Source organism: Fructobacillus papyriferae (assembly GCF_018437225.1).
Classification (GTDB): Bacteria; Bacillota; Bacilli; order Lactobacillales; family Lactobacillaceae; genus Fructobacillus; species Fructobacillus papyriferae.
Window position 1 is genome coordinate 134,321 of sequence record NZ_JAAMFI010000001.1, and the last position, 20,202, is coordinate 154,522.

The following is a 20,202-nucleotide window of genomic DNA, read 5'->3' on the forward strand; positions in this document are numbered from 1 at the left end:
TTTTGCTATATTAGAATATATCGAGCGAGACAGAGGGATAGGACAATGGAAATAGTTGATATTTTTGCAGAAGGTTGCCCGGTTCAACTTGAAGACGTGTTGAAAAACCGCGATTGGCGGGTGGCCGTGCAAGATCACTTGATGCAACATTTTTCCACTAGTACAGTGGTTGCCGTGAAATTAAATGTACCAGGCGAGGTGAAGAATAGTCCTTCAATCAAGCAGCTCTTCTTTGCCGGCTGGCGATTGTTGTTGTCGAAAATGTCTTCGATGGCGGTCCAAAAAGTAACGGTTGAAGCTGATCGATTGACGGGCCCTGAAGGCTTTTTTGTCATTAACCGCGAGCTAGAGGAGGTCAAAAAAGAGGCGATTCGCTTTGAAGAGCACTTTTTCTTGGGGCGGCTTTTTGACATCGACGTGATGACTTTGCATGCGCCTGCTTACCAATTATCACGGCAGGAACTTGGCTTTGCGCCACGAACTTGCCTAATTTGTTCGGAAAATGCCAAGGAATGTGCGCGTTCGGGCAAGCATGATATATCGGCATTACGGGATAATATTAACCAGATTTATACGGATTACTTTGTGATCGATCCGGTCATCCCTGCCTGGGATCAAGAAACGGTTGCAAAGGCTGCGACCTTTGCCTGCCTGGCCGAAGCCGTGACTTGGCCAAAGCCTGGTCTGGTCGATCCCGTTTCAAACGGGGCGCATCAGGATATGGACATTTATTCCTTTTTGGATTCCTCGCTCTCTTTAGAAAATTACTTCAAAAAGTGTTTCGAAGCGGGGCGCACGTTTCGGGGCGACCAATTGACCGCTTTGCTGTCGACCATTCGTCCTTCTGGTCGTTTTGCCGAAGGGCGGATGTTTCAGGTGACTGATGGGGTGAACACGCATAAAGGCACCATTTTTAGTTTGGGCATTCTGATTGCGGCCTATGGCTATGCTAGCCGTAACGAGCAAAGCCCGTCGCTTTCCTTTGTTCAAACGGTTGTGTCACGGATGGGCGCGCAGCTGGTCGAAAACGATTTGAAAGAAAAGTTTTCACCTTCTGGGTTAACCGATTCGAAAGGCGACGCTGATAAAAAAGTCTTTAAGGGCAATGCTAATCGGCCCTCAACTGCTGGTGAACAGCAGTATCAAGACTACCAACTGACTGGTGTTCGTGGCGAAATTGCGGGTGGCTTGCGCCCGCTTTCGACAGTGGGGTTGAAGACGTTGCGAGAAAGTCGTGGAACGACTCGCGTCCGTTTATTGAACACGTTGATGGCCCTTGCAACATCCATTACGGATTCAACCATGATCAAGCGTTACGGGGATCCTAAGATTAGTCAGCAGCTGAACCAGTGGGTTCAGGAATTTGAAGCAAGGGGCGGTGCTGAAAGTAAAGGTGGTCAAGATTACTTGGCTAGCCTGGACCAGGCGTTTATCGAAAAGAACCTATCGATGGGGGGCGCCGCAGATTATCTCATCTTGACGATTTTTATTGGTCGGTTAACTGGCTTGCTTTAACTAGTCAATTCGTTAGAATAAGGCAAAAGGTTTCCTTTTCGTGGAAGCCTTTTTGATTGTCCAAAAGGAGAACGTGAATGGCTTTTTTTAAGACGAGTGATGGGGTATCCATCAACTATCAAGTACATCAAGGAAATGATCAAGGAAAAACGGCCCTTTTGCTGGCTGGCTTTTCTGGTATTCAGGCCGAGTGGCAGTATCAGATTGAAACGCTAAAAGCGCAAGGGTTTTGTGTGGTCACAATGGATTGGCGGAGTCATGGCCGATCAGCACGTACAAGTAAAAACTTGCGTATTAGTCGCTTGGCCGCTGATTTGAAGGAGCTGATTGACCGATTGAATTTGTCCGATCTATTGGTTATCGGCCATTCGATGGGGGCAGCGGTGATTTGGGCTTATCTCTCACTTTTTGGCGAGGCGGCCTTTCGTCAGGCCGTCTTTATCGACCAATCGCCAAAGCTACTGAATGATGAGACCTGGACAGCTGGTCTTCTGGGATTAAATTGGACAAGTTTTCCCGTTTTGTCCGAAACTTTCTTCCATCAAAAAATGACGGTCGCACCAGTTAGTCAGGCCTTTAAAGACAAGTTAAAACAGGAAAAAATCGACTATCCTTTTGATTTTGACCTTGCTTTTCCACTATTGAAAGATCATTTACTGTCTGATTGGCGGGAGAATCTCTCGGCTTGCGGACTGGCCAAACTTTTTGTGGCGGGTGGTGCTTCCCCTTTGTGGAAACATCAGTATTACCATGATTTTTTGGACGATTTAAAAGGCGGACAAGAGCTGGTTGTGATTCCAGGAACTGGACACCTGCCACATTTGGAAAAACCAGAAAAATTTAGCACGATCCTTCATGATTTTGTGACCAAATGATTGCTATACTGAGCTTGTAATTATCGGTAACAAACAGAAGTGAGGAACGATGATGAGAAAAAAGACAGTTGTTGCGGCAGGGTTCTTTGAAAAGTGCAGGCAAAAGATCAACAAAATCCGGATTGACGGGATGGGGCTTTTTGCTTTGCTTTTCGTATTCTTGTTGATGGTGGGCCTTAATGTATCCAAACAGTTGCCAAAGAACATGGCGGGGGCCATTTTCTTGATGGTTAGTCTGGGTGCGGTTCTCTACGATTTAGGTCATCATCTGCCAATCGTCAAAAGTTATCTCGGTGGTGGTTCGGTCTTTACGACGATCGTTTCCGCCTTGATTGCTTGGGCAGGGTTTGTACCCCAGTCAGCCTTAGAGACGGTGAAGGGGTTCTTGTCGACCAGCAACTTCTTAGAATTCTATATTGTCTCACTCGTCGTGTCGGCCATTTTTAAGATGGACCGACAATTGATTTTAAAGGCGACGATCCGCTTTTTACCCGTCGCCTTCATGACGATGTTTAGTGTCTTTATACTTGTTGGCCTCATTGGCCAACTGCTTGGTCTAGGCTTCTGGCACACCACTTTTTTCATCACTTTTCCAATGATGGCTGGTGGGGTTGGGGCAGGAATCGTACCCCTGTCTACCATTTACGGTTCTGCTTTGGGATTACCTTCGGGGGACGTGCTTTCACAACTCTTTCCACCCCTGGTACTATCGAACCTACTTGCCATTATTCTAGCCGGTTTGCTTGTAAAAAATACAAAACATTCCGTATGGAACGGGCAGGGGCGGTTACTTCGTGAACGGTTTGGAACTAAACAGAACCTGAACATTCAGCCGACAATGCAGCCGCAGCAGCTCCTTTCGGGGATGATGGCAGCTTTAACTTTGTCGATGCTGGCTCGTTTATTACATGCGCTTTTTCCACTCGTCAACAGTTTTGCTTTTCTTATTTTGCTGTCGATTGTGTTGAAGGCATCAGGCCTGTTAAGCTCAGAATTTGAAGAATCGGCCGTTTTATTTGGCCAGCTGATTGTTAAAACCATGACGCATGCCGTTTTGGCTGGTGTGGGATTAACGATGCTTGATCTATCAGCCTTGATGACGGCTTTTTCATGGCAGTTGCTTCTATGCGTGGTCACCTCGATTCTCTTGATGGTTTTGATCGCCGGTTTTTTGGGTAAGATTTTTGGGCTTTATCCGATTGAAACAGCCATTACGGCAGGGCTTTGTAACCATTCCATGGGCGGTACTGGCAATGTAGCGGTGCTTTCTGCAGCCAACCGAATGAACTTGATTGCCTTTGCGCAGATGGGGAATCGAATCGGTGGCGCTTTAATTTTAGCGATTGCTGGATTGCTGATCACAATTTTTGGATGAGTTTTGTTCAGGTGACTGACTTTCCAAATAAAGTTGAAATATTCTCATTAAAAAGTAAATTTTGCTGCTCTCTTTTAGTTTTCACTTAATTTTTAGACATTTTTTATCATTTGTTCCTTAAAAAAAGCGGGCCCTGGTGGTATACTAGTCCAGTATTTAATACAAGAAATTGATATACAGGAGTGTATTATGTCTGAACAAACTTCAGAAAAAGGTCTTTTTGCTAAGATCGAAGAAAAAGTTCAAGTGACACACATCGGTGGGGTAGCGTTTGTTTTGATGCTGCTTCTCTTAGTTGCCGTCTTGGGCCTGAACGCCATGCCTAAAAACATGGGTGGGGCACTGTTTGCCCTGGTTATCCTTGGAGGAGTTTTCTTCTTCGTTGGAAACAACACACCAATCTTGAAGTCCTACTTGGGTGGTGGATCTGCGTTGGCCGTTGTTGCTGGATCAGCTTTCACTGCGATGGGACTTGTGCCTCACACGGCTGTTGCGAATATCAAGACGTTTATTTCCGATAACAACTTTTTGGAATTTTATATTGTTGCCTTGATTTGTTCTGCCATCTTGAAGATGGATCGCGATTTGTTGTTGAAGTCTGCTGTTCGTTTCTTGCCAGTTGCCTTTGGTGCGATGATCATTGCTTTCATCGTGACGTCATTGGTTGGTATGTCTTTGGGCTATGACTTTAAGCACGCCGCTTTGTACATTTCATTCCCTATGATGGCTGGTGGTATTGGTGCGGGAATCGTGCCATTATCTGCTTCTTACGCCGGTGCTTTGCACCAGTCTGCTGGTGATATTTTGAACCAGTTGTTCCCAGCCGTTGTGATCGCCAACTTGTTGGCCATCATTGGTTCATCACTTTTGGTTAAGTTCACGACGAAGTCAAAGATGAACGGTCAAGGTGAATTGTTGAAGGCAACGGGCGGTATGGAAGTCAAGAAGACAGAAATGCCTGCTATTAACAACCGTCAATTGATGAACGGTATGATGGTTGCCCTTTCCTTCTACATGATGGGAAATGTGCTTTATCACTTTGTTCCTAAGATTAACGCCTTTGCCTTCATGATCCTTTTGGTCATCTTGGCTAAGGGATTCAACCTGGTTCCAAAGTTCTACGAAGAATCAGCTGCCATGTTTGGTAACATGATTACTTATGCCACGACGCCTGCTTTGTTGGCTGGTATCGGTTTGGCTCTTGTTGATATGAACAAGTTGCTTCAAACGGTTACTTGGCAATTAGTATTGTGCTCATTTGTTTCTGTCATTACGATTGGAATTGCGGGTGGTTTCTTGGGTAAGCTCTTTGGCCTTTACCCAGTTGAATCAGCCATTGCCGGTGGTATGATTAACAACTCAATGGGTGGAACTGGTAACGTTGCTGTTTTGTCAGCATCAAACCGGATGGGCTTGATTGCCTTTGCCCAAATGGGTAACCGAATCGGTGGTGCTATCATCCTGATCTTGGGTGGTTTGCTCATTACGATTTTGTAAAAAGCTTGATAAAACGTCGACGTGTGATCACGTCGGCGTTTTTTGTTTATCGTCATTTTGCTAAGGAATTGAAGGCAATGGAAAAGGTTTAATTGCCGGCTTGCGTCTTTAGAATAAAAATTAGAATTATTCTATATTTATATTTGAAACCTTTGTCTTATTAGTGATATAACTAAGTTACAGCAGGTGTAGTAGGTATTGAAATAAACGATTGAAGACAGACGATGACAAAAGAACATAAGAAATTATATAAAGCTGGAAAAAGGTGGTTGGAAGCTGATCTGATGGGATTTGCACTGATCTCTGTTGGTGCTGCGGTAAATGCCATGATGGAAACGCCGATTTTCCCAGAATTAACCGAAAAAATCGCTTCTGCGGATAGTACCGAAGACGCGGATATTTCGCCACAGTACACAGGAACGATTTATGGCAGTTCAGTGACTTTTGATAGCATTGAAGATGCTTATGTTGGGAAGTATGTCGACTTGTCGCCACAAACGATTTTAACGTCTGGTAGTCAATCGCTGTCAATTGGCTTTACCCACGTTTACGTTCACTTAGGTGATAATGGTCAATTAATCGGTGACTTACAGCAGAATTCGACGGTTATTCAAATTAGCCAGACACGTATCAGTCAGGTTCTTTTCCATTGGAATCCTTACTCCGGCCCAAATAGTGGGGATCACTCATTTGGAATTAGTGATAAAAACCGTAATTGGCCGATTTATAATTCTTATTACCGTTATGCTAATTTTTCATTAAATTGGAATGGACAGAGTTATAGTTTCCCTTGGGCTCAGTTCCAAACTGTTGCGCAGATCAACAGTGATATCCCGGGATACAAATCGAAAACTAATGGCTCAAAGACGGCGAAGCAAAATCAACTGACGAATTTGCAAAACGCTGTTGCAACAGCCAAAGCAACCCTTTCGAACAATGGTGGGTTAACCAAAAAGCAAAAAAATGATTTAGATAATCAAATCGACGCGGCTTATAATGCCGGTATCAAAAAGATGGAAGGGGATTTTACCCAAGATAGCGTTAATGCCGATGGAAATGCGGCGAAGCAGACGATTATTAACCTGGGAAACACGCCTGGTGTTGATTTGAATAAGCTGAAGCAAGATACTAATGCCCAGCTGCAAGCCGAAGCCACAACGATCATCAACAAGATTCAAGCAGATAACAGTCTAACATCGGATCAAAAAGCAACCGAGGTAGGTAAGGTGAACCAAGATTTGGCCAACTACCAAAATAAGGTGAACGGCGAAGACGACATGGATTCGATTGCTGCTGATTTGACAAACGGGAAGGCTGCCATCGATGGCGACTATTCGACTGGTGATCTAGCGGGGTTGCGTGCACAGGCCAAGGCAAAGATTGATGCACAGGTTCAAACGATCATCAAAGACATTCAAAGTGATAACACCCTGACCTCTAGTCAAAAAAATGATCAAATCAAACAAGTGAACAGCGACAAGACCCGTTTGGATAACCAAATCGACCAAGATGAGACGGCCGATGGGGTTGTCGCTGACGGAAAGACTGACTTCTCAGGCGACCACAAGCCTGGTGCTTCTCTTGCCGAACAAAAGCAGCAGGCAAAGGACAAGGTTGCAGCCGAAGAAAAGAAACAAATTGAGGCAATTACGAACGATAACACGCTGACGGAAGCGACTCGTCAGAAGCAAATTGCAACGGAACAGACCAACGCCCAGACGGCTGAAGGCAATATTGACACAGCGGGCAATGCCGACGATATTCAAAGCGATTTGGATAGCGGATTGAAGACCTTGGCTGGCGTACACGTGCCTGGCACGCCTTTGGCAGATCAGAAAAAGACCGCAAAGGACGCCATCGACAAGGAGGCAGAAAAGATCATCGCTGAGATTAATGGTGATGACACGCTGACTAAAAATCAGAAAGACGCCCAGGTCAGCAAGGTGAACGCCGACCAATCGGCTGCCGATACGGCTATCGATCAATCGGAGGACGCTGATGCAGTCAATACGAACCGCGACAACGGTCTCAAGTCTGTCGACCAGGACCACGTGCCTGGCGATAGTTTGGACAAGCAAAAGGCTGCGGCCAAGCAGGCAGTCGACGACGAAGCAGCCAAGCTGATCCAGCAGATTAGCGCGGATAACACGCTGACCGCTGACCAGCAGGCGGCCCAAATCGCCCAAGTCAATCGCGACAAGTCACAGGCTGAACAAAACATTGATCAGGATGGAAACGCTGATGACATCAACACGGCCAAAGCCAACGGTATTAAGACTGTCGACGGCGACTACCACACGGCAACGTCGCTGGACGAACAAAAGAAGGCCGCTAAGCAGGCCGTTGATGACGCTGCAACAGCAGCTGAAGAGACCATCAACCAAGACAATACGTTGACCTTCGGTCAAAGGTCCGCTCAGGTCGCCCAAGTAAAGGCAGACCAGCAGAATGCTGATCAGAAGATTGACGGCGACCAAAAGGCCGACAATATCAACAGTGACCGTGACGCAGGTGTGCAAGCCATTCATGCTGTACACCAATCCGGAACGGATTTACCGGATCAGAAGCAATCAGCCACGCAGTCGCTGGAAGATGAGGCACGCAAGGTCATTGCTGCCATCAACTCCGATAACACGCTGACGTCAAAGGAGAAGTCTGCCCAAATTGAGCAGCTGAACAAAGATAAGACGACCGCTGAAACCAATATTACGAACGCGTCCGACGCCGATGGGGTGAACGCGGCCTTTAGCGACGGCCAAAAGACGATTGACGGCGACCAAAAGCCGGGCCTTTCATTAGATGAACAAAAAACGAACGCCAAGACGGCGGTCGACATGGAAGCCAAGAAGCTGATTGATACCATCAACGGTGATAACACCCTGTCGGATACCGATAAGCAAAAGCAAGTCGCGCAAGTCAACGCGGACAAGTCCACCGCTGACCAGAACATCGACCAGGCCAACAACGCCGACGGTGTTAACAGCGCCTGGGACACGGGTATTCAAAACATCGATCAGGACCATGTCCCTGGTCAGTCCTTAGATGACCAAAAGAAGGACGCCAAGGACACGGTCGACAAGGAAGCAGAAAAGATCATCGCTGCTATCAACGGTGATAATTCGCTTTCAACCGACGCTAAGAACCAACAAATCAAGCAGGTCCAAGCCGACCAAGGGCAAGCCGACCAAAACATCGACCAAGCAAAGGATCACGACAGCATTCAGTCGGCCATGCAAAATGGCGTCCAAACGATTGATGGTGATCACAAGCCGGGCGAATCGCTCGATAAGCAGAAGCAAGACGCTAAGTCGAAGTTGGAAGCCGAAGCCAACAAGATCATTGCGGCTATTGAAGGCGACAAGACCTTGGACGAAACCGACAAGAAGAAGCAGATGGGCTGGGTCAATCATGACCTCCAGTCTGCTGAAAACAACATCGATAACGACGGCTCGACGGACGCCATTCAAAAGGACCTGAACAATGGCATGCAGAGCATCGACGGGGACCACGTCCCCGGTGCTTCAATTGACGACCAGAAGAAGGCCGCCAAGAAAGCCATTGACGACGCTGCCAAACAAGCTTTGGATGGGGATGCCAAGAAGGCCATTGCCGGTATCAAGAACGACCCAACGATTCCAGCTGAAGAGAAGCAAAAGCAGATCGACAAGGTCAACAATGACAAGCAAAAGGCCATCGACAACATCAACAACTCGACCGATGCCGATGACATCAACAACGCCATCGACAAAGGAAAGGCCGCCATCGCAGGCGACTACGTCCCAGGAGAAAGTCTAGATAATCAGAAGAAAGCCGCTAAGGCCAATGTCGACGCCGAAGCCGAGAAGGTCATCGACGCGATTAATCACGATGATTCTTTGACCGCTGCTGCCAAAAAGGCCCAAGTCGCATCCGTTAACCAAGACAAGAGCAATGCGGACACGGCCATCGACCAAGCCAGCGATGCCGACGGCATCACGACGGCCGAAAACAATGGTATCAAAGCTATCGACAACGACCACGTGCCGGCTGCTTCTCTAGCCGACCAGAAGAAGGCTGCTAAGCAGAAGCTCGAGGCCGAAGCCAAGAAAATCATTAACGAGATTCAAAACGATCAGAGCTTAACCAACGCCGAGAAGTCGCAGCAGATTGGCAAGGTCAACGACGATAAATCAACGGCCGAACAGGCCATCGATCAAGACACGTCGGCCGATGCCGTTAATACCGACTTCGATAGTGGAAAGCAAAACATCGATAGCGAATATAAACCTGGACAGCCTTTAGCCGACCAGAAGCAAACCGCGAAGGACAACCTGGATAAGGAAGCACAGAAGGTCATCGGACAGATTAACGGTGACAACACGCTGTCATCGAGCGCTAAGCAGGCTCAGATCAATCAGGTTCAGTCAGACGAAAAGTCAGCTGACCAGTCGATTGACGAAGCCAGCGATGCCGATGACATCAACGCGGCCTTCACTAACGGTAAGGCTGCCATCGATAGCGACTACCAGCCAGGCAAGGCTTTGCCTGATCAGAAGAAAGATCAGAAGAGTAAGCTGGACGCGGAAGCCGAGCGCATTATCGACGCCATTAACCAAGACAACACGTTAACTGGCCAAGCGAAAAAGAGCCAGGTCGATAAAGTCAACGCTGATTTGACGGCTGGCGACAACGCCATCGACCAGGCCAACTCGCAAGACGAAGTGAACAGCGCCTTCCAGTCCGGTAAGGACACAATTGATGCCGATCACAAGCCAGGTGAAGCGCTTTCTAAGCAAAAGCAAAACGCTAAAGACACGGTCGATGCCGAAGCCAAAAAGCAAATCGACGCCATCAACCAAGACAAGACTTTGTCGACAAGCGATAAGAACAACCAAGTTAACCAGGTCAAAAACGACCAAAGCATCGCCGATAGCGATATTGACGCTGCCACCGACGCCGATGGCGTCAACCAGCAGCGCGATCAGGGTATCCAAACGATCGACAAGGACCACGTCCCTGGCGAGTCGCTGGATAGCCAAAAGCAAAAGGCGAAGGGAAATGTCGATGCCAAGGCCAAGGACTTGCTCCAGACGATTGAAAACGATAAAACGCTGACCCAAGCAGAAAAAGATAGCCAAAGTCAGCAGGTCAAAGCTGATCAGCAAACTGCCGACCAGGCCATCGACCAAGCTAACGATGCCGACGGTGTTAATTCCGCCCGTGATCAAGGCATCCAAAAGATGACCGCTGATTACCAGACGGGTACGGCTTTGTCGACGCAGAAGCAAAATGCGAAGACTGCCGTCGATCAAGAAGCCCAGAAGGTCATCAACCAAATCAAGGGCGACAACACGCTGACTGCCAAAGAGAAGGCCGCCCAAATCCAGTCCATCCAACAGGCCGAACAGGACGCGGACAACGCCATTGATCAATCGACTAATGCCGACGGCATCAACAGTGCCCGCGACAAGGGCATCCAGAAGATTGACGGCATCTATCAAACTGGTAAGCCGCTCGACCAACAGAAGTCTGCTGCCAAGGGGAACGTCGATGCCGAAGCCGCCAAGGTGATTGCCGCCATCAACGACGACAATACCTTGACCTCAGCCGAAAAAACAGCCCAGGTCAACCAGGTCAAGAAGGACCAGAGTTCAGCGGATACGGCCATCGACCAAGCGACAACCGCAGATGACGTTAACAGCGCCCAGAACAACGGTATCCAGCAGATCGATGCCGATCACAAGACTGGTCGTCCACTTAATGATGGCAAGGCTGCCGACAAAAGCAACCTGAAGGATGAGGCCGACAAGGTCATCAATGCTATCAACGCGGACCCAACGCTGAGTTCACAGGACAAGACCGATCAGATTAACAAGGTCAAAGCTGATTTGGCTACAGCCGATGACAACATCGACCGGGCCCAAAACGAGGATGCTTTGGACCAGGCATTTGATAATGGTAAGCAGACGATTGACCAAGACCACGTCCCAGGACAGAGCCTAAACGACCAAAAGTCCCGTGCCAAGGCCTCCGTCGATGCCGAAGCCCAAAAGATTAAAGACGCCATCAACGAAGATAAGACGCTGACGGCTCAAGAAAAGCAAGATCAGACTAAGCAGGTTGAACAAGACCGCACGGACGCTGATAACAACATCGACAACGCCATTAACGCGGACAACATCAACACTTTGCATGACCGTGGTATTCAAAAGATCGATAGTGACCACGTCGCTGGTACCAACCTCGATCAGCAAAAGAAGGACGCTAAGGCGGCCATCGATGCTGAAGCTCAAAAGATCATGAACAAAATCAATGGGGACAACGGTCTGACCCAGGATCAGAAGAATGATCAGATTGCTGCGGTCAACCAAGATAAGCAAAACATCGACGCCGCGATTGATCAGTCGACGTCAGCTGGCCAGATTAACCAGAATAAGCAGACCGGAATTTCGGTCATCGACAACGATTACACCCCAGGAACGCCTCTAGACGATCAGAAGCAGAACGCCAAAGACAACCTGGATCAGGAAGCCAACAAGGTCATCAACCAAATCAAAGGCGACGACAGCCTGACCTCCGCTGAAAAGCAGAATCAGATTGATGCCGTCAACCGCGACAAGGAGGCCGGTGATCAGGCCATCGATCAGGCCGGCAACGCCGACGTCTTGAACTCGGCCTTTGCCAGTGCTAAGACAAAGATCGATAACGATTATCAGCCAGGTACGCCCGTTGCGGATCAGAAGCAGCAGGCAAAGGAGAAGGTCGACGCGGAAGCCAAGAAGGTCATCTCGGATATTCAAAACGATAATTCCTTGAGTGGTGCCCAAAAGCAAGCCCAGATCGACGCGGTCAATCACGATGAGGCCAGCGCTGATGACACTATCGATCAGGCCAACAATGCCGACGATATCAATACGGCCTACGCTGGCGGTATCAAGGCCATCGACGCCGATCACAAGTCTGGAAAGAGCCTGCCTGAGCAAAAAAAGGACGCTAAGGGTAACTTGGACCAAGAGGCCCAGAAGGTCATTTTTGAAATCAATGGCGATAACACGCTGACTGCTGCTGACAAGGACAAGCAGATTGCCCAGGTCAAAGCCGATTTGCAACATGCTGACAACGCCATCGACCAGGCAAATGATGGGGATGGCGTGACCGCGGCCATGTCTGCTGGAAAGACCAAGCTGGATGGCGATTACCACCCAGGTCAGGCACTCGACAAGCAGAAGCAAAAGGCCAAGGCCGATGTCGACGCGGAAGCAAGCAAGATCATCAACGAGATCAATCACGATCAACGTTTGACCGCTGCTGAGCGGAAGAGTCAAATTGACAACGTCAACCGGGACAAAGACCAAGCCGATAACGCCATCGACCAGGCCAACAATGCCGACGATATCGAAAATGATCAGAAGCAAGGTATCCAAAAGATCGATGCTGACTACGTCCCAGGCGAAGACAAGGACACGCAGAGGCAAAAGGCTAAGGACAAGGTCGACGCGGAAGCCAAGAAGGTCATCGCTCAGATTAACGGGGATGACAGTTTGAGCGAAGCTGACAAGACCAAGCAGATTGATGCCGTCAACCGCGATAAGGACAAGGCGGACTCTGATATTGATCAGGCCGACAGTGCCGATGCCATTAACTCCGCTTACGACAGTGGAATCAAGGCAATCGACGGTGACTATCACTCAGGTGAGTCGATTGACCAGCAGAAGCAGAACGCCAAGAATAAGCTGGATCAAGAAGCTCAGAAGGTGATTGCTGAAATCAACGGGGATGACAGTTTGAGCGGTTCGGATAAGCAAAAGCAGATCGCTGCGGTCAACCGTGACAAAGAAACGGGCGACCAAGCCATCGACAACGTGGCGCAAACGACTAAGGACGCAATCGATTCGAATGCGAACTTGGACGAAGCCACGAAGAATGACCGAAAGCAAGCTGTCGACAACGCTGTCGCTGAAGCGAAGTCCGAAGTGAACCAGGCGATGAACGAAACTGGTATTAACGACGCGATGAGCCGTGCTCGTCAGACGTTGGATGCCCTCGTTTCAATGCCGGAAGCCCGGATTTTGCCAACGACAGGCGAGACCACGGAGATTGTTCTGCCTAACACAACAAATGGTGAAACAATTTCAGATACTCCTGTCGCGCAAACGTCGAACAACGAAGCCGGAATGGCAACGATTGAAGACACGACAACAGTTGAAACGACTACAGATGACCAGTCGGAGATGACTACTAAGAAGTCGTCAAAGACATTGCCTGCTGAAAAGAAGGCGAATAAGACACTTTGGGAAGCACTGGGAACTGCCGGCATCGCAGCCGCCAGCTTCTTCCTCTTTATCATTGGTCGCAAAAAAGATGACGAAGAAGATTAATTTCTCTTCGACATGCGTTTCTAAGCAAATACTTGAACGGGACTAACCGGAAGGTTAGTCCTTTTTTGTATCATAAAATCGCTTGCAAAGGCGCATTAGCCTTTGTAAATTGGTGGACTAGGGCAGACAAATACAGGTAAATTTTGTATAATAGAAAGGTTAAAAAGCAAACCCAATAAAGGATATGCGCATGAAAAAACCTCAATATAAAAAAGGGCTGAGTCTCCTGGCCGTGCTGGCATTTTTGTTCAGCATCTTCTTAGCGCCAGTCGTTTCTAGCCAGGCTCAGGCAGCCAATACAGATCCAACGCTCGAAAAGATTCAAAAGCGTGGTAAATTGGTCGTCGGGCTCTCAGCCGATTACGCACCATACGAATTCCACACCCAGGAAAATGGCAAAGACGAGATTGTCGGCTTTGACGTTTCGTTGGCCAAAGCCATCGCCAAGAAGCTTGATGTGAAGCTTGAAATCAAGGATATGGGGATGGACGCTTTACTTGGTGCGATGAAGACGGGCAAGATCGATATGATCGTTTCCGGCTACTCCGCCACAGAAGACCGAAAGAGCCAAGTCGACTTCTCCAATGTTTACCTGAAGGCGCCACAGACGATGTTGGTCCTGAAGAAGAACGCGGATAAGTACAAGGACTTGTCCGCCTTCTCTGGCCAAAAGGTCGGGGCCCAGACGCAGACGATTCAAGAAGACGAAGCCAAGAAGATCGACGGCGCTTCCGTTGTTTCTTTGCAGAAGTATCCCAACTTGATCTCGCAGCTGTCACAGGGCGTGATTGCCGGTGTGGTTGCCGAAAAGCCAATCGCTGAAGCCTACGCCGAGCAGAACAAGGCCTTGGCCGTTGTGAACCCTGGTTTCTCTGCTGATGCCACCGGTGCTTCCGCTGTTGCTTTGCCAAAGAACTCGCCAGCGCTTTTGTCAAAGGTCAACGCCGTTGTGGACAAGGTGACGTCTGACGGCACTTTCTCCAAGTGGCAAAAGGAAGCCAACAAGACCATGTTCTCCGGTGAGAACAAGTCCTATTGGGATAAGTACGGCCACTACTTCGTTTCCGGAACGCTGATCACTTTGGCATTGGCCGTGGTCGCTGTCTTGATTGGAACGACTTTGGGGACGGTCTTCGCTCTGCTCAAGTTGTCTTCCGTCTTCGTCTTGCGGGCGATTGGAAATATCTACGTCGAGTATGTCCGCGGCACGCCTTTGCTGGTGCAGGCCTTCATGGTCTTCTTCGGCGCTCAGGTGCTCGGCTTGAACTTGTCAGCCTTTGCCTCCGGCGCTCTGGCCATGGGCCTGAACTCGGCGGCCTACGTTGCTGAAATCATCCGTTCCGGAATCGAGTCCGTTCCCAACGGGCAAATGGAAGCCGCGCGTTCGCTTGGCTTCACTAAGAACAAGACGATGCGTCTGGTCATCTTGCCACAAGCGGTCAAGACGATTTTGCCAGCCCTTGGTAACGAGTTTGTCTCCGTCATCAAGGAAGGTTCCGTCATCTCCGTTATTGGTGTTGGCGAACTGATGTACCAGACGTCGGTTGTGCAAGGGGCTTCGTTCGAACCCTTCGTACCGTTGATCATCACGTCAATGATCTACTTCGTTTTGACCTTCTCAATTTCTCGGGCTCTCGGCTTTGCGGAAAAGCGGTTAAACCGATAATGACATAGTAAATGAAAAGGCAAGCCCTGTTCTGGGGCTTGCTTTTTTTTGTGTGGAAGCTGTTCTGAAAAGGGCAGCTTTTTTGTTTTGGGGGACGTTTTTATACAGTTTAAAACTTTGTGTATAATACCACAAATTGTCAATAATTTTAATAAAAATGATGCTATAATCAAGGCGAATAAAGCCTTTCATATCAAGGGTTGGAGGCCTTTTACTTATGATAACGAAAATCGAAAAAGTGTTTACTAAAAAGTGGGTACGATGGTCGTTGATTATAGCAGTGATACTGATGGTGTCCGTTTATAGGGGAGGAAAGTATATGGCGGTGAAAGCTGAAGAACAGCAAGTGGAAAATTTGAAATTTGAGCATAAATCAATTCTTCCTATGAAAAAGACGTTCTCGGGTATTAAAGAATTAAACATAAAGTCGAGTTCGTATGACCAGATGACTGGATTTTATTCGTTTGTGGTTGTGATGATTAATCAAAATTCGCAATCGGTGAAATTTGATTATTCTTACTCAGAAAACGATTCAACTATTGGATATTACTCAATAAATAACGAAGAAGTGCAAAAAGAAGGGGTCACAACATCGAAGGTGATGGTCACATATTCGGATGGTGAGAAGGAGGTCATTTAACCCGTGATAGCAAAAATCAAAAAATTGTTCAGAAAAAATTGGTTACTATTGTTGATCATGATCGCAGTGGTAATGGCTATAACTTTTTATAGAGGTGGTGTATATATGAAAGCGAAAGCAGAAGAACAAAGGGTAGAAAATTTAAAGGCGGAAAAAGTTTCAGCTAGAAAAGCCAAAAATACCTTTGAAAATATAAAAGCAATTCATATCCAGAGTAGTACTCTCGATAGAATGACGGGTTATATCAATATGGGTATGGAAATCGTTTTCCAAGATAACTTTTCCGTTACTTTTGGTTATAGCTATAGTGATAATGATGAATTTGATGTGCTGACAACATATACACTTGAAGATCCGAATCGACAAAAAAGGGGAGTGACTGCATCCAACTTGCAGGTTACGTATTCTAATGGCGAAAAGGAGACAATATGATTTCTGACGTATCATACAATAAATTAGCAACCCAATCATATTTTCTGGATCCGGGACACTCAGAAAATGACCTGCGTCCTATTGAAGGGAAAACAAAAACATTCGGCAACGCCGACTTCCGCATCCTCCGCACCATCAATCACCGCAGCGGCATGCAGGCCATGGCCGTTGCGCCCATTGTCGATGGGCAAGTTGATACTAGTGAGGTGGTGATTGCATACGCAGGTACTAACATAAAGGATTTGAAGGACTCGGAGACCGACGTGCGAACAGTCGGGGGTGCCTTGACACCGCATTCACTCGTCATGGAAATTAAGCCGGAGACACGTGTGTTTGGGAAAGCCTTGCGCTCGGTGCGAAAGTCGGGACAGTTGCACGCTGCCGATGCCTTTGCCAGTCGGATTGAAACGGAATATCCTAATGCCAAAATCACGACGACCGGTCATTCCTTGGGCGAATACACCGGGCTGTACGTGGCCGCAGAACACCATTTTGAAAACGTTGGCTTTAACGGGCCAGACCCATTTCACGTGCTTTCGCCTGAGGCTAAAAAGTGGGCGAAGAACCATCCCGAACGCTTGATGAACTATCGAAATCGTGGCGATTTTATTGGTAATTTGCGCGGAAATCGAACGGGTGCCGGTCTGTTGATTGATATGGGGAAACACCTTCGCAACTTTTTGGGATATCACGACTTGGCCGCCTGGGATTTTTCCTCCGATGGCAACCTCCTTATTCCCGAAACGGAAGAGAATTTGTTTGCCAGAATGAAGCAGCGGAATCACGATAACTTTATCTTTTTCAAAGACAAATTAAAGTTTTTCAGCCTTGCCGAAAGCCGGTTGAAAGCGAGTAATGGCGGCAGCTTATCGAGTAACGCACAGATTTATTTGGATGATTCGAAAGTCTTGGCTGTGGTGGAACGAGCGCAAAGTGATTTTGTGCAAATGACAAGTCAGATGATTCAGCTCTATCGCGTGGCCATGCAAGAAGCCAGAATGATCTGGGACGAAACCTTTATTCAGGCCCGTTCAGCGACCACGGAACTTTCGGATGGGGAGATTCGTGAGTGGCTAGGTCACACCGGCTTTACTTATCGCTCTGTCGTCACGGATCCCTGTAACGAATATAGTGCTAACATTCGCGAGCTGGAAACTTTTTCTGAGCGCTTCTTGGACTTGCTCAACCAAATCCGTCAAAAAATCACCGGACTGGTCCAGCAAGATGCTGAGTTGGCACAGCAGATTCAGGGGTTGATGGGATAGGAGAATATCGTGGAATTAGATGATTACCGAAATGAATTTAATAGACAGCAAGCAAAACTTGATGACCAGAGAGATGAACTGCTGAAGATGACCAAAAAAGCAGACGACATCATCTGGGATGCGACTTCCCAAGTCCAATGGATTACTCGGGAGAGCGATGTCGACTATGACGAATTTCAAGAGGTAATGCGAAAAATACGTCTTATCGAAGATGATTTCGTGGAGGCGGTCGAGCAAGAAAGACAAGCGTTACGGCGAGCGTCTGAACGTTTAGAAGATGAATATGAAAGACAAATTCGTTACTTAAAGGATTAGAGGTGAAAACATGCTAGATCCATATACCACACTCCGTCGACTAAAACGTGATTTGGACCACTGTGTCGTGATTGCGGTCGGATTTGGCGGACAAAAGAAAAAGGCAGTCAGAAGACAAGTCATGCGTAACCAACGGATACAGCTTGCCACTGAAATCAACCGAATGATTAGCTCGTCAAATGATGAGATGAGCCACGATTTAAAAGGAGAATTTGCCTTTAAAGTGTCTCGTATCTTACACGATCAAGCCCAGCATGTGAACCGATTAGGGTACAAATGATGACATAATGTTCTAATCAATAAGCAAGCTTTTCATCTTGTTCGGATGAGCAGTTTGCTTATTGATTGGCACACCAAAAAAGCCGGCCCACAGCAACCTGCAGAACGGCTTTTTCCTTATTAATTCTTAGTTCTCGAAGAGCACGCGGACACCTTCTGGCAAGGCAAAGTCCTTTTGGACTAATTCGAGTTCGCCTTCTTCGGCATCGCGAGAGAAGACGGTCACGTTGTCGGTTTCTTGGTTAGGAACAACCAGGAACTTCTCTTCAGGATCGAAGGTCATGTCGCGTGGGAAAGAACCCTCAACCGAAATGGTTTGGATGAGTTCGATTTCAGCGCCCATGTTGGAGACACGGAAGACAGAAATCGAATCGTGTCCTCGGTTAGACGTGTAGATGAAGCGACCGTCTGCTGACACACGGATTGCTGCGGTACCGTTGTGCTCATCCCAATCACTTGGGATGGTAGAAGCGGTCATCAAATGTTCGAAGGAACCATCTTCTTCATTGTACTTGAGCACGGAGAGCAATGATGATAACTCACCGAGCAAGTAGGCGTATTCGCCATCCTTAGAGAAACGAATGTGCCGTGGGCCGAAACCAGTGATCGTTTCAAAACGAGCCACTTCGGTCATTTGGCCATCATCTGTTAAATCAAAGGTGATCACTTCGTCTGTTCCAAGATCCACAGCGACTAAACGCTTATCTGGTGTCAGGTTGGCAAAGTGAATGTGAGAAGAGGCTTGCTCGGGACGAGGGCCGGAGCCTTCGTTTTGGAAAGTATCTTTTAGCTCTAAGGAGCCATCTGCTTGAATCTTGTAAGATTCAACCGTTCCGCGGTGGTAGTAGCCTGCAAAGACAAGCTGCCGTTCTTCGTCGACGCCGATGTAAGCAGGCGTTGAACCTTCTGACATGTTGGCGCCGATTTCTTGCATTGGTCGGACGCTGTTGTCAGCTGTGGCCACACCACCCATTTCGCCGCGCTTATCCACAATGTAGGCCTTGTTATTCTTAGACAAAGCCAAGTAGGTGGGGTTCGTTGCTTCGTAGACCAGTTTCAGATCGCTCAACTGGCCGCTTTCGCTGTCAAAAGCTGCCTCGTAGACACCTTTTGACGTTTTCTTCGTGTAAGTACCAAAAAGTACATGGTGAACAGTCATGTTCAGAAAAACTCCTTTTTTATCTTGTATCTCAGTTATTATAACACGGAAAAGTTGGCTAAGTCTGCTGGCCTAAGTCATCCTGTGCTAAAATAGGGGGTATTCAATAGGTGATAAAGGACAAAATTATGACGAACCATATTGTATTATTCGAGCCGGTGATGCCCGCTAACACTGGTAATATTGCGCGTACGGCAGCGGGAACCAATGCCGTTTTGCACTTAATTGAGCCACTTGGCTTTGACATTTCGGATAAAGCCGTCAAACGAGCCGGTCTGGATTACTGGGAACACGTGGACTTGGTGACTCACCCCTCTTTGCCCGACTTTTTGGAGACGTTAAAAGAGGACGATTCGCTCTATCTTGTCTCGAAATTTGCCAATCAGGACTATACGGATCCGGATTATAATAAAAAGGAAGGTAAAGGCGACAATTACTTCCTCTTCGGTAAGGAGACGACTGGCTTACCCGAAGTTTTTATGCGCCAGAATCCCGAAAAGGCCATCCGCATTCCGCAAAACGACACGCACATTCGTTCGTTGAATCTGTCAAATACGGTTGCCATTGTGCTTTTTGAGGCCCTTCGACAACAGGACTTTGCTGACTTGGACAAGATTCATACTTATGAACAAGATAAGTTGAAATAAAAAATCAATTTTTTTATAGAAAAGGGTTGCGTAGGGTGGTTATCCTTGCTATACTAACATAGTTGTTTGATAGCGATATGAAACAACAACTGACCATGGCCCGTTGGTCAAGTGGCTAAGACGCTGCCCTTTCACGGCGGAATCGAGAGTTCGATTCTCTCACGGGCTACTAAAGAGGTT

13 protein-coding genes and 1 tRNA gene are annotated in these 20,202 nt (G+C 47.7%); 13 read left to right on the forward strand and 1 reads right to left on the reverse strand.

Translation table 11 applies throughout. From position 1 onward, the window contains the following. Nucleotides 1-45 precede the first annotated feature (45 nt). From citX to G6R27_RS00755, 11 genes are all read left to right on the forward strand, one after another. On the forward strand, nucleotides 46-1,515 hold the full coding sequence (citX, locus tag G6R27_RS00705) for a citrate lyase holo-[acyl-carrier protein] synthase (protein ID WP_213819173.1): 1,470 nt from the start codon (nucleotides 46-48) through the stop codon (nucleotides 1,513-1,515). A 77-nt stretch (nucleotides 1,516-1,592) separates the two neighbouring features. Beyond that, nucleotides 1,593-2,390: an alpha/beta fold hydrolase gene (locus tag G6R27_RS00710; RefSeq protein ID WP_213819174.1), complete on the forward strand. Its 798-nt coding sequence runs from the start codon at nucleotides 1,593-1,595 to the stop codon at nucleotides 2,388-2,390. A 52-nt stretch (nucleotides 2,391-2,442) separates the two neighbouring features. Continuing rightward, on the forward strand, nucleotides 2,443-3,765 hold the full coding sequence (locus G6R27_RS00715; RefSeq protein WP_230791116.1) for a 2-hydroxycarboxylate transporter family protein: 1,323 nt from the start codon (nucleotides 2,443-2,445) through the stop codon (nucleotides 3,763-3,765). Between the two features lie 189 nt (nucleotides 3,766-3,954). After that, on the forward strand, nucleotides 3,955-5,262 hold the full coding sequence (locus G6R27_RS00720; protein WP_213819176.1) for a 2-hydroxycarboxylate transporter family protein: 1,308 nt from the start codon (nucleotides 3,955-3,957) through the stop codon (nucleotides 5,260-5,262). 224 nt (nucleotides 5,263-5,486) lie between these two features. Then, entirely contained in the window at nucleotides 5,487-13,619 is an 8,133-nt protein-coding gene (locus tag G6R27_RS00725) for a DUF1542 domain-containing protein (protein WP_213819177.1), read from the forward strand. A 190-nt stretch (nucleotides 13,620-13,809) separates the two neighbouring features. Next, nucleotides 13,810-15,285 (forward strand): ABC transporter substrate-binding protein/permease, encoded by a 1,476-nt coding sequence (locus G6R27_RS00730; RefSeq protein ID WP_213819178.1) that lies wholly within the window; start codon nucleotides 13,810-13,812, stop codon nucleotides 15,283-15,285. 217 nt (nucleotides 15,286-15,502) lie between these two features. Continuing rightward, entirely contained in the window at nucleotides 15,503-15,925 is a 423-nt protein-coding gene (locus tag G6R27_RS00735) for a hypothetical protein (RefSeq protein WP_213819179.1), read from the forward strand. A 3-nt stretch (nucleotides 15,926-15,928) separates the two neighbouring features. Beyond that, nucleotides 15,929-16,357 (forward strand): hypothetical protein, encoded by a 429-nt coding sequence (locus tag G6R27_RS00740; RefSeq protein ID WP_213819180.1) that lies wholly within the window; start codon nucleotides 15,929-15,931, stop codon nucleotides 16,355-16,357. After that, nucleotides 16,354-17,622 (forward strand): lipase, encoded by a 1,269-nt coding sequence (locus G6R27_RS00745; protein WP_213819181.1) that lies wholly within the window; start codon nucleotides 16,354-16,356, stop codon nucleotides 17,620-17,622. Before G6R27_RS00740 ends, G6R27_RS00745 begins: the two co-directional genes overlap by 4 nt. Nucleotides 17,623-17,631: 9 nt before the next feature. Further along, complete coding sequence (locus G6R27_RS00750; RefSeq protein WP_213819182.1) at nucleotides 17,632-17,937, forward strand: hypothetical protein; 306 nt, start codon at nucleotides 17,632-17,634, stop codon at nucleotides 17,935-17,937. 10 nt (nucleotides 17,938-17,947) lie between these two features. Next, on the forward strand, nucleotides 17,948-18,217 hold the full coding sequence (locus G6R27_RS00755) for a hypothetical protein (RefSeq protein ID WP_213819183.1): 270 nt from the start codon (nucleotides 17,948-17,950) through the stop codon (nucleotides 18,215-18,217). Nucleotides 18,218-18,343: 126 nt separating this feature from the next. Here G6R27_RS00755 and G6R27_RS00760 read toward each other — a convergent pair whose 3' ends face one another. Further along, a complete protein-coding gene (locus tag G6R27_RS00760) occupies nucleotides 18,344-19,375 on the reverse strand; it encodes a lactonase family protein (RefSeq protein WP_213819184.1) in 1,032 nt (343 codons plus the stop codon). A 128-nt stretch (nucleotides 19,376-19,503) separates the two neighbouring features. Here G6R27_RS00760 and G6R27_RS00765 point away from each other — a divergent pair, with 128 nt between their 5' ends. Continuing rightward, nucleotides 19,504-20,022, forward strand: a complete 519-nt coding sequence (locus tag G6R27_RS00765) for a tRNA (cytidine(34)-2'-O)-methyltransferase (RefSeq protein ID WP_213819185.1) — start codon at nucleotides 19,504-19,506, stop codon at nucleotides 20,020-20,022. A gap of 97 nt (nucleotides 20,023-20,119) precedes the next feature. Then, nucleotides 20,120-20,191 (forward strand) — tRNA-Glu (locus tag G6R27_RS00770). Nucleotides 20,192-20,202: the final 11 nt, after the last annotated feature.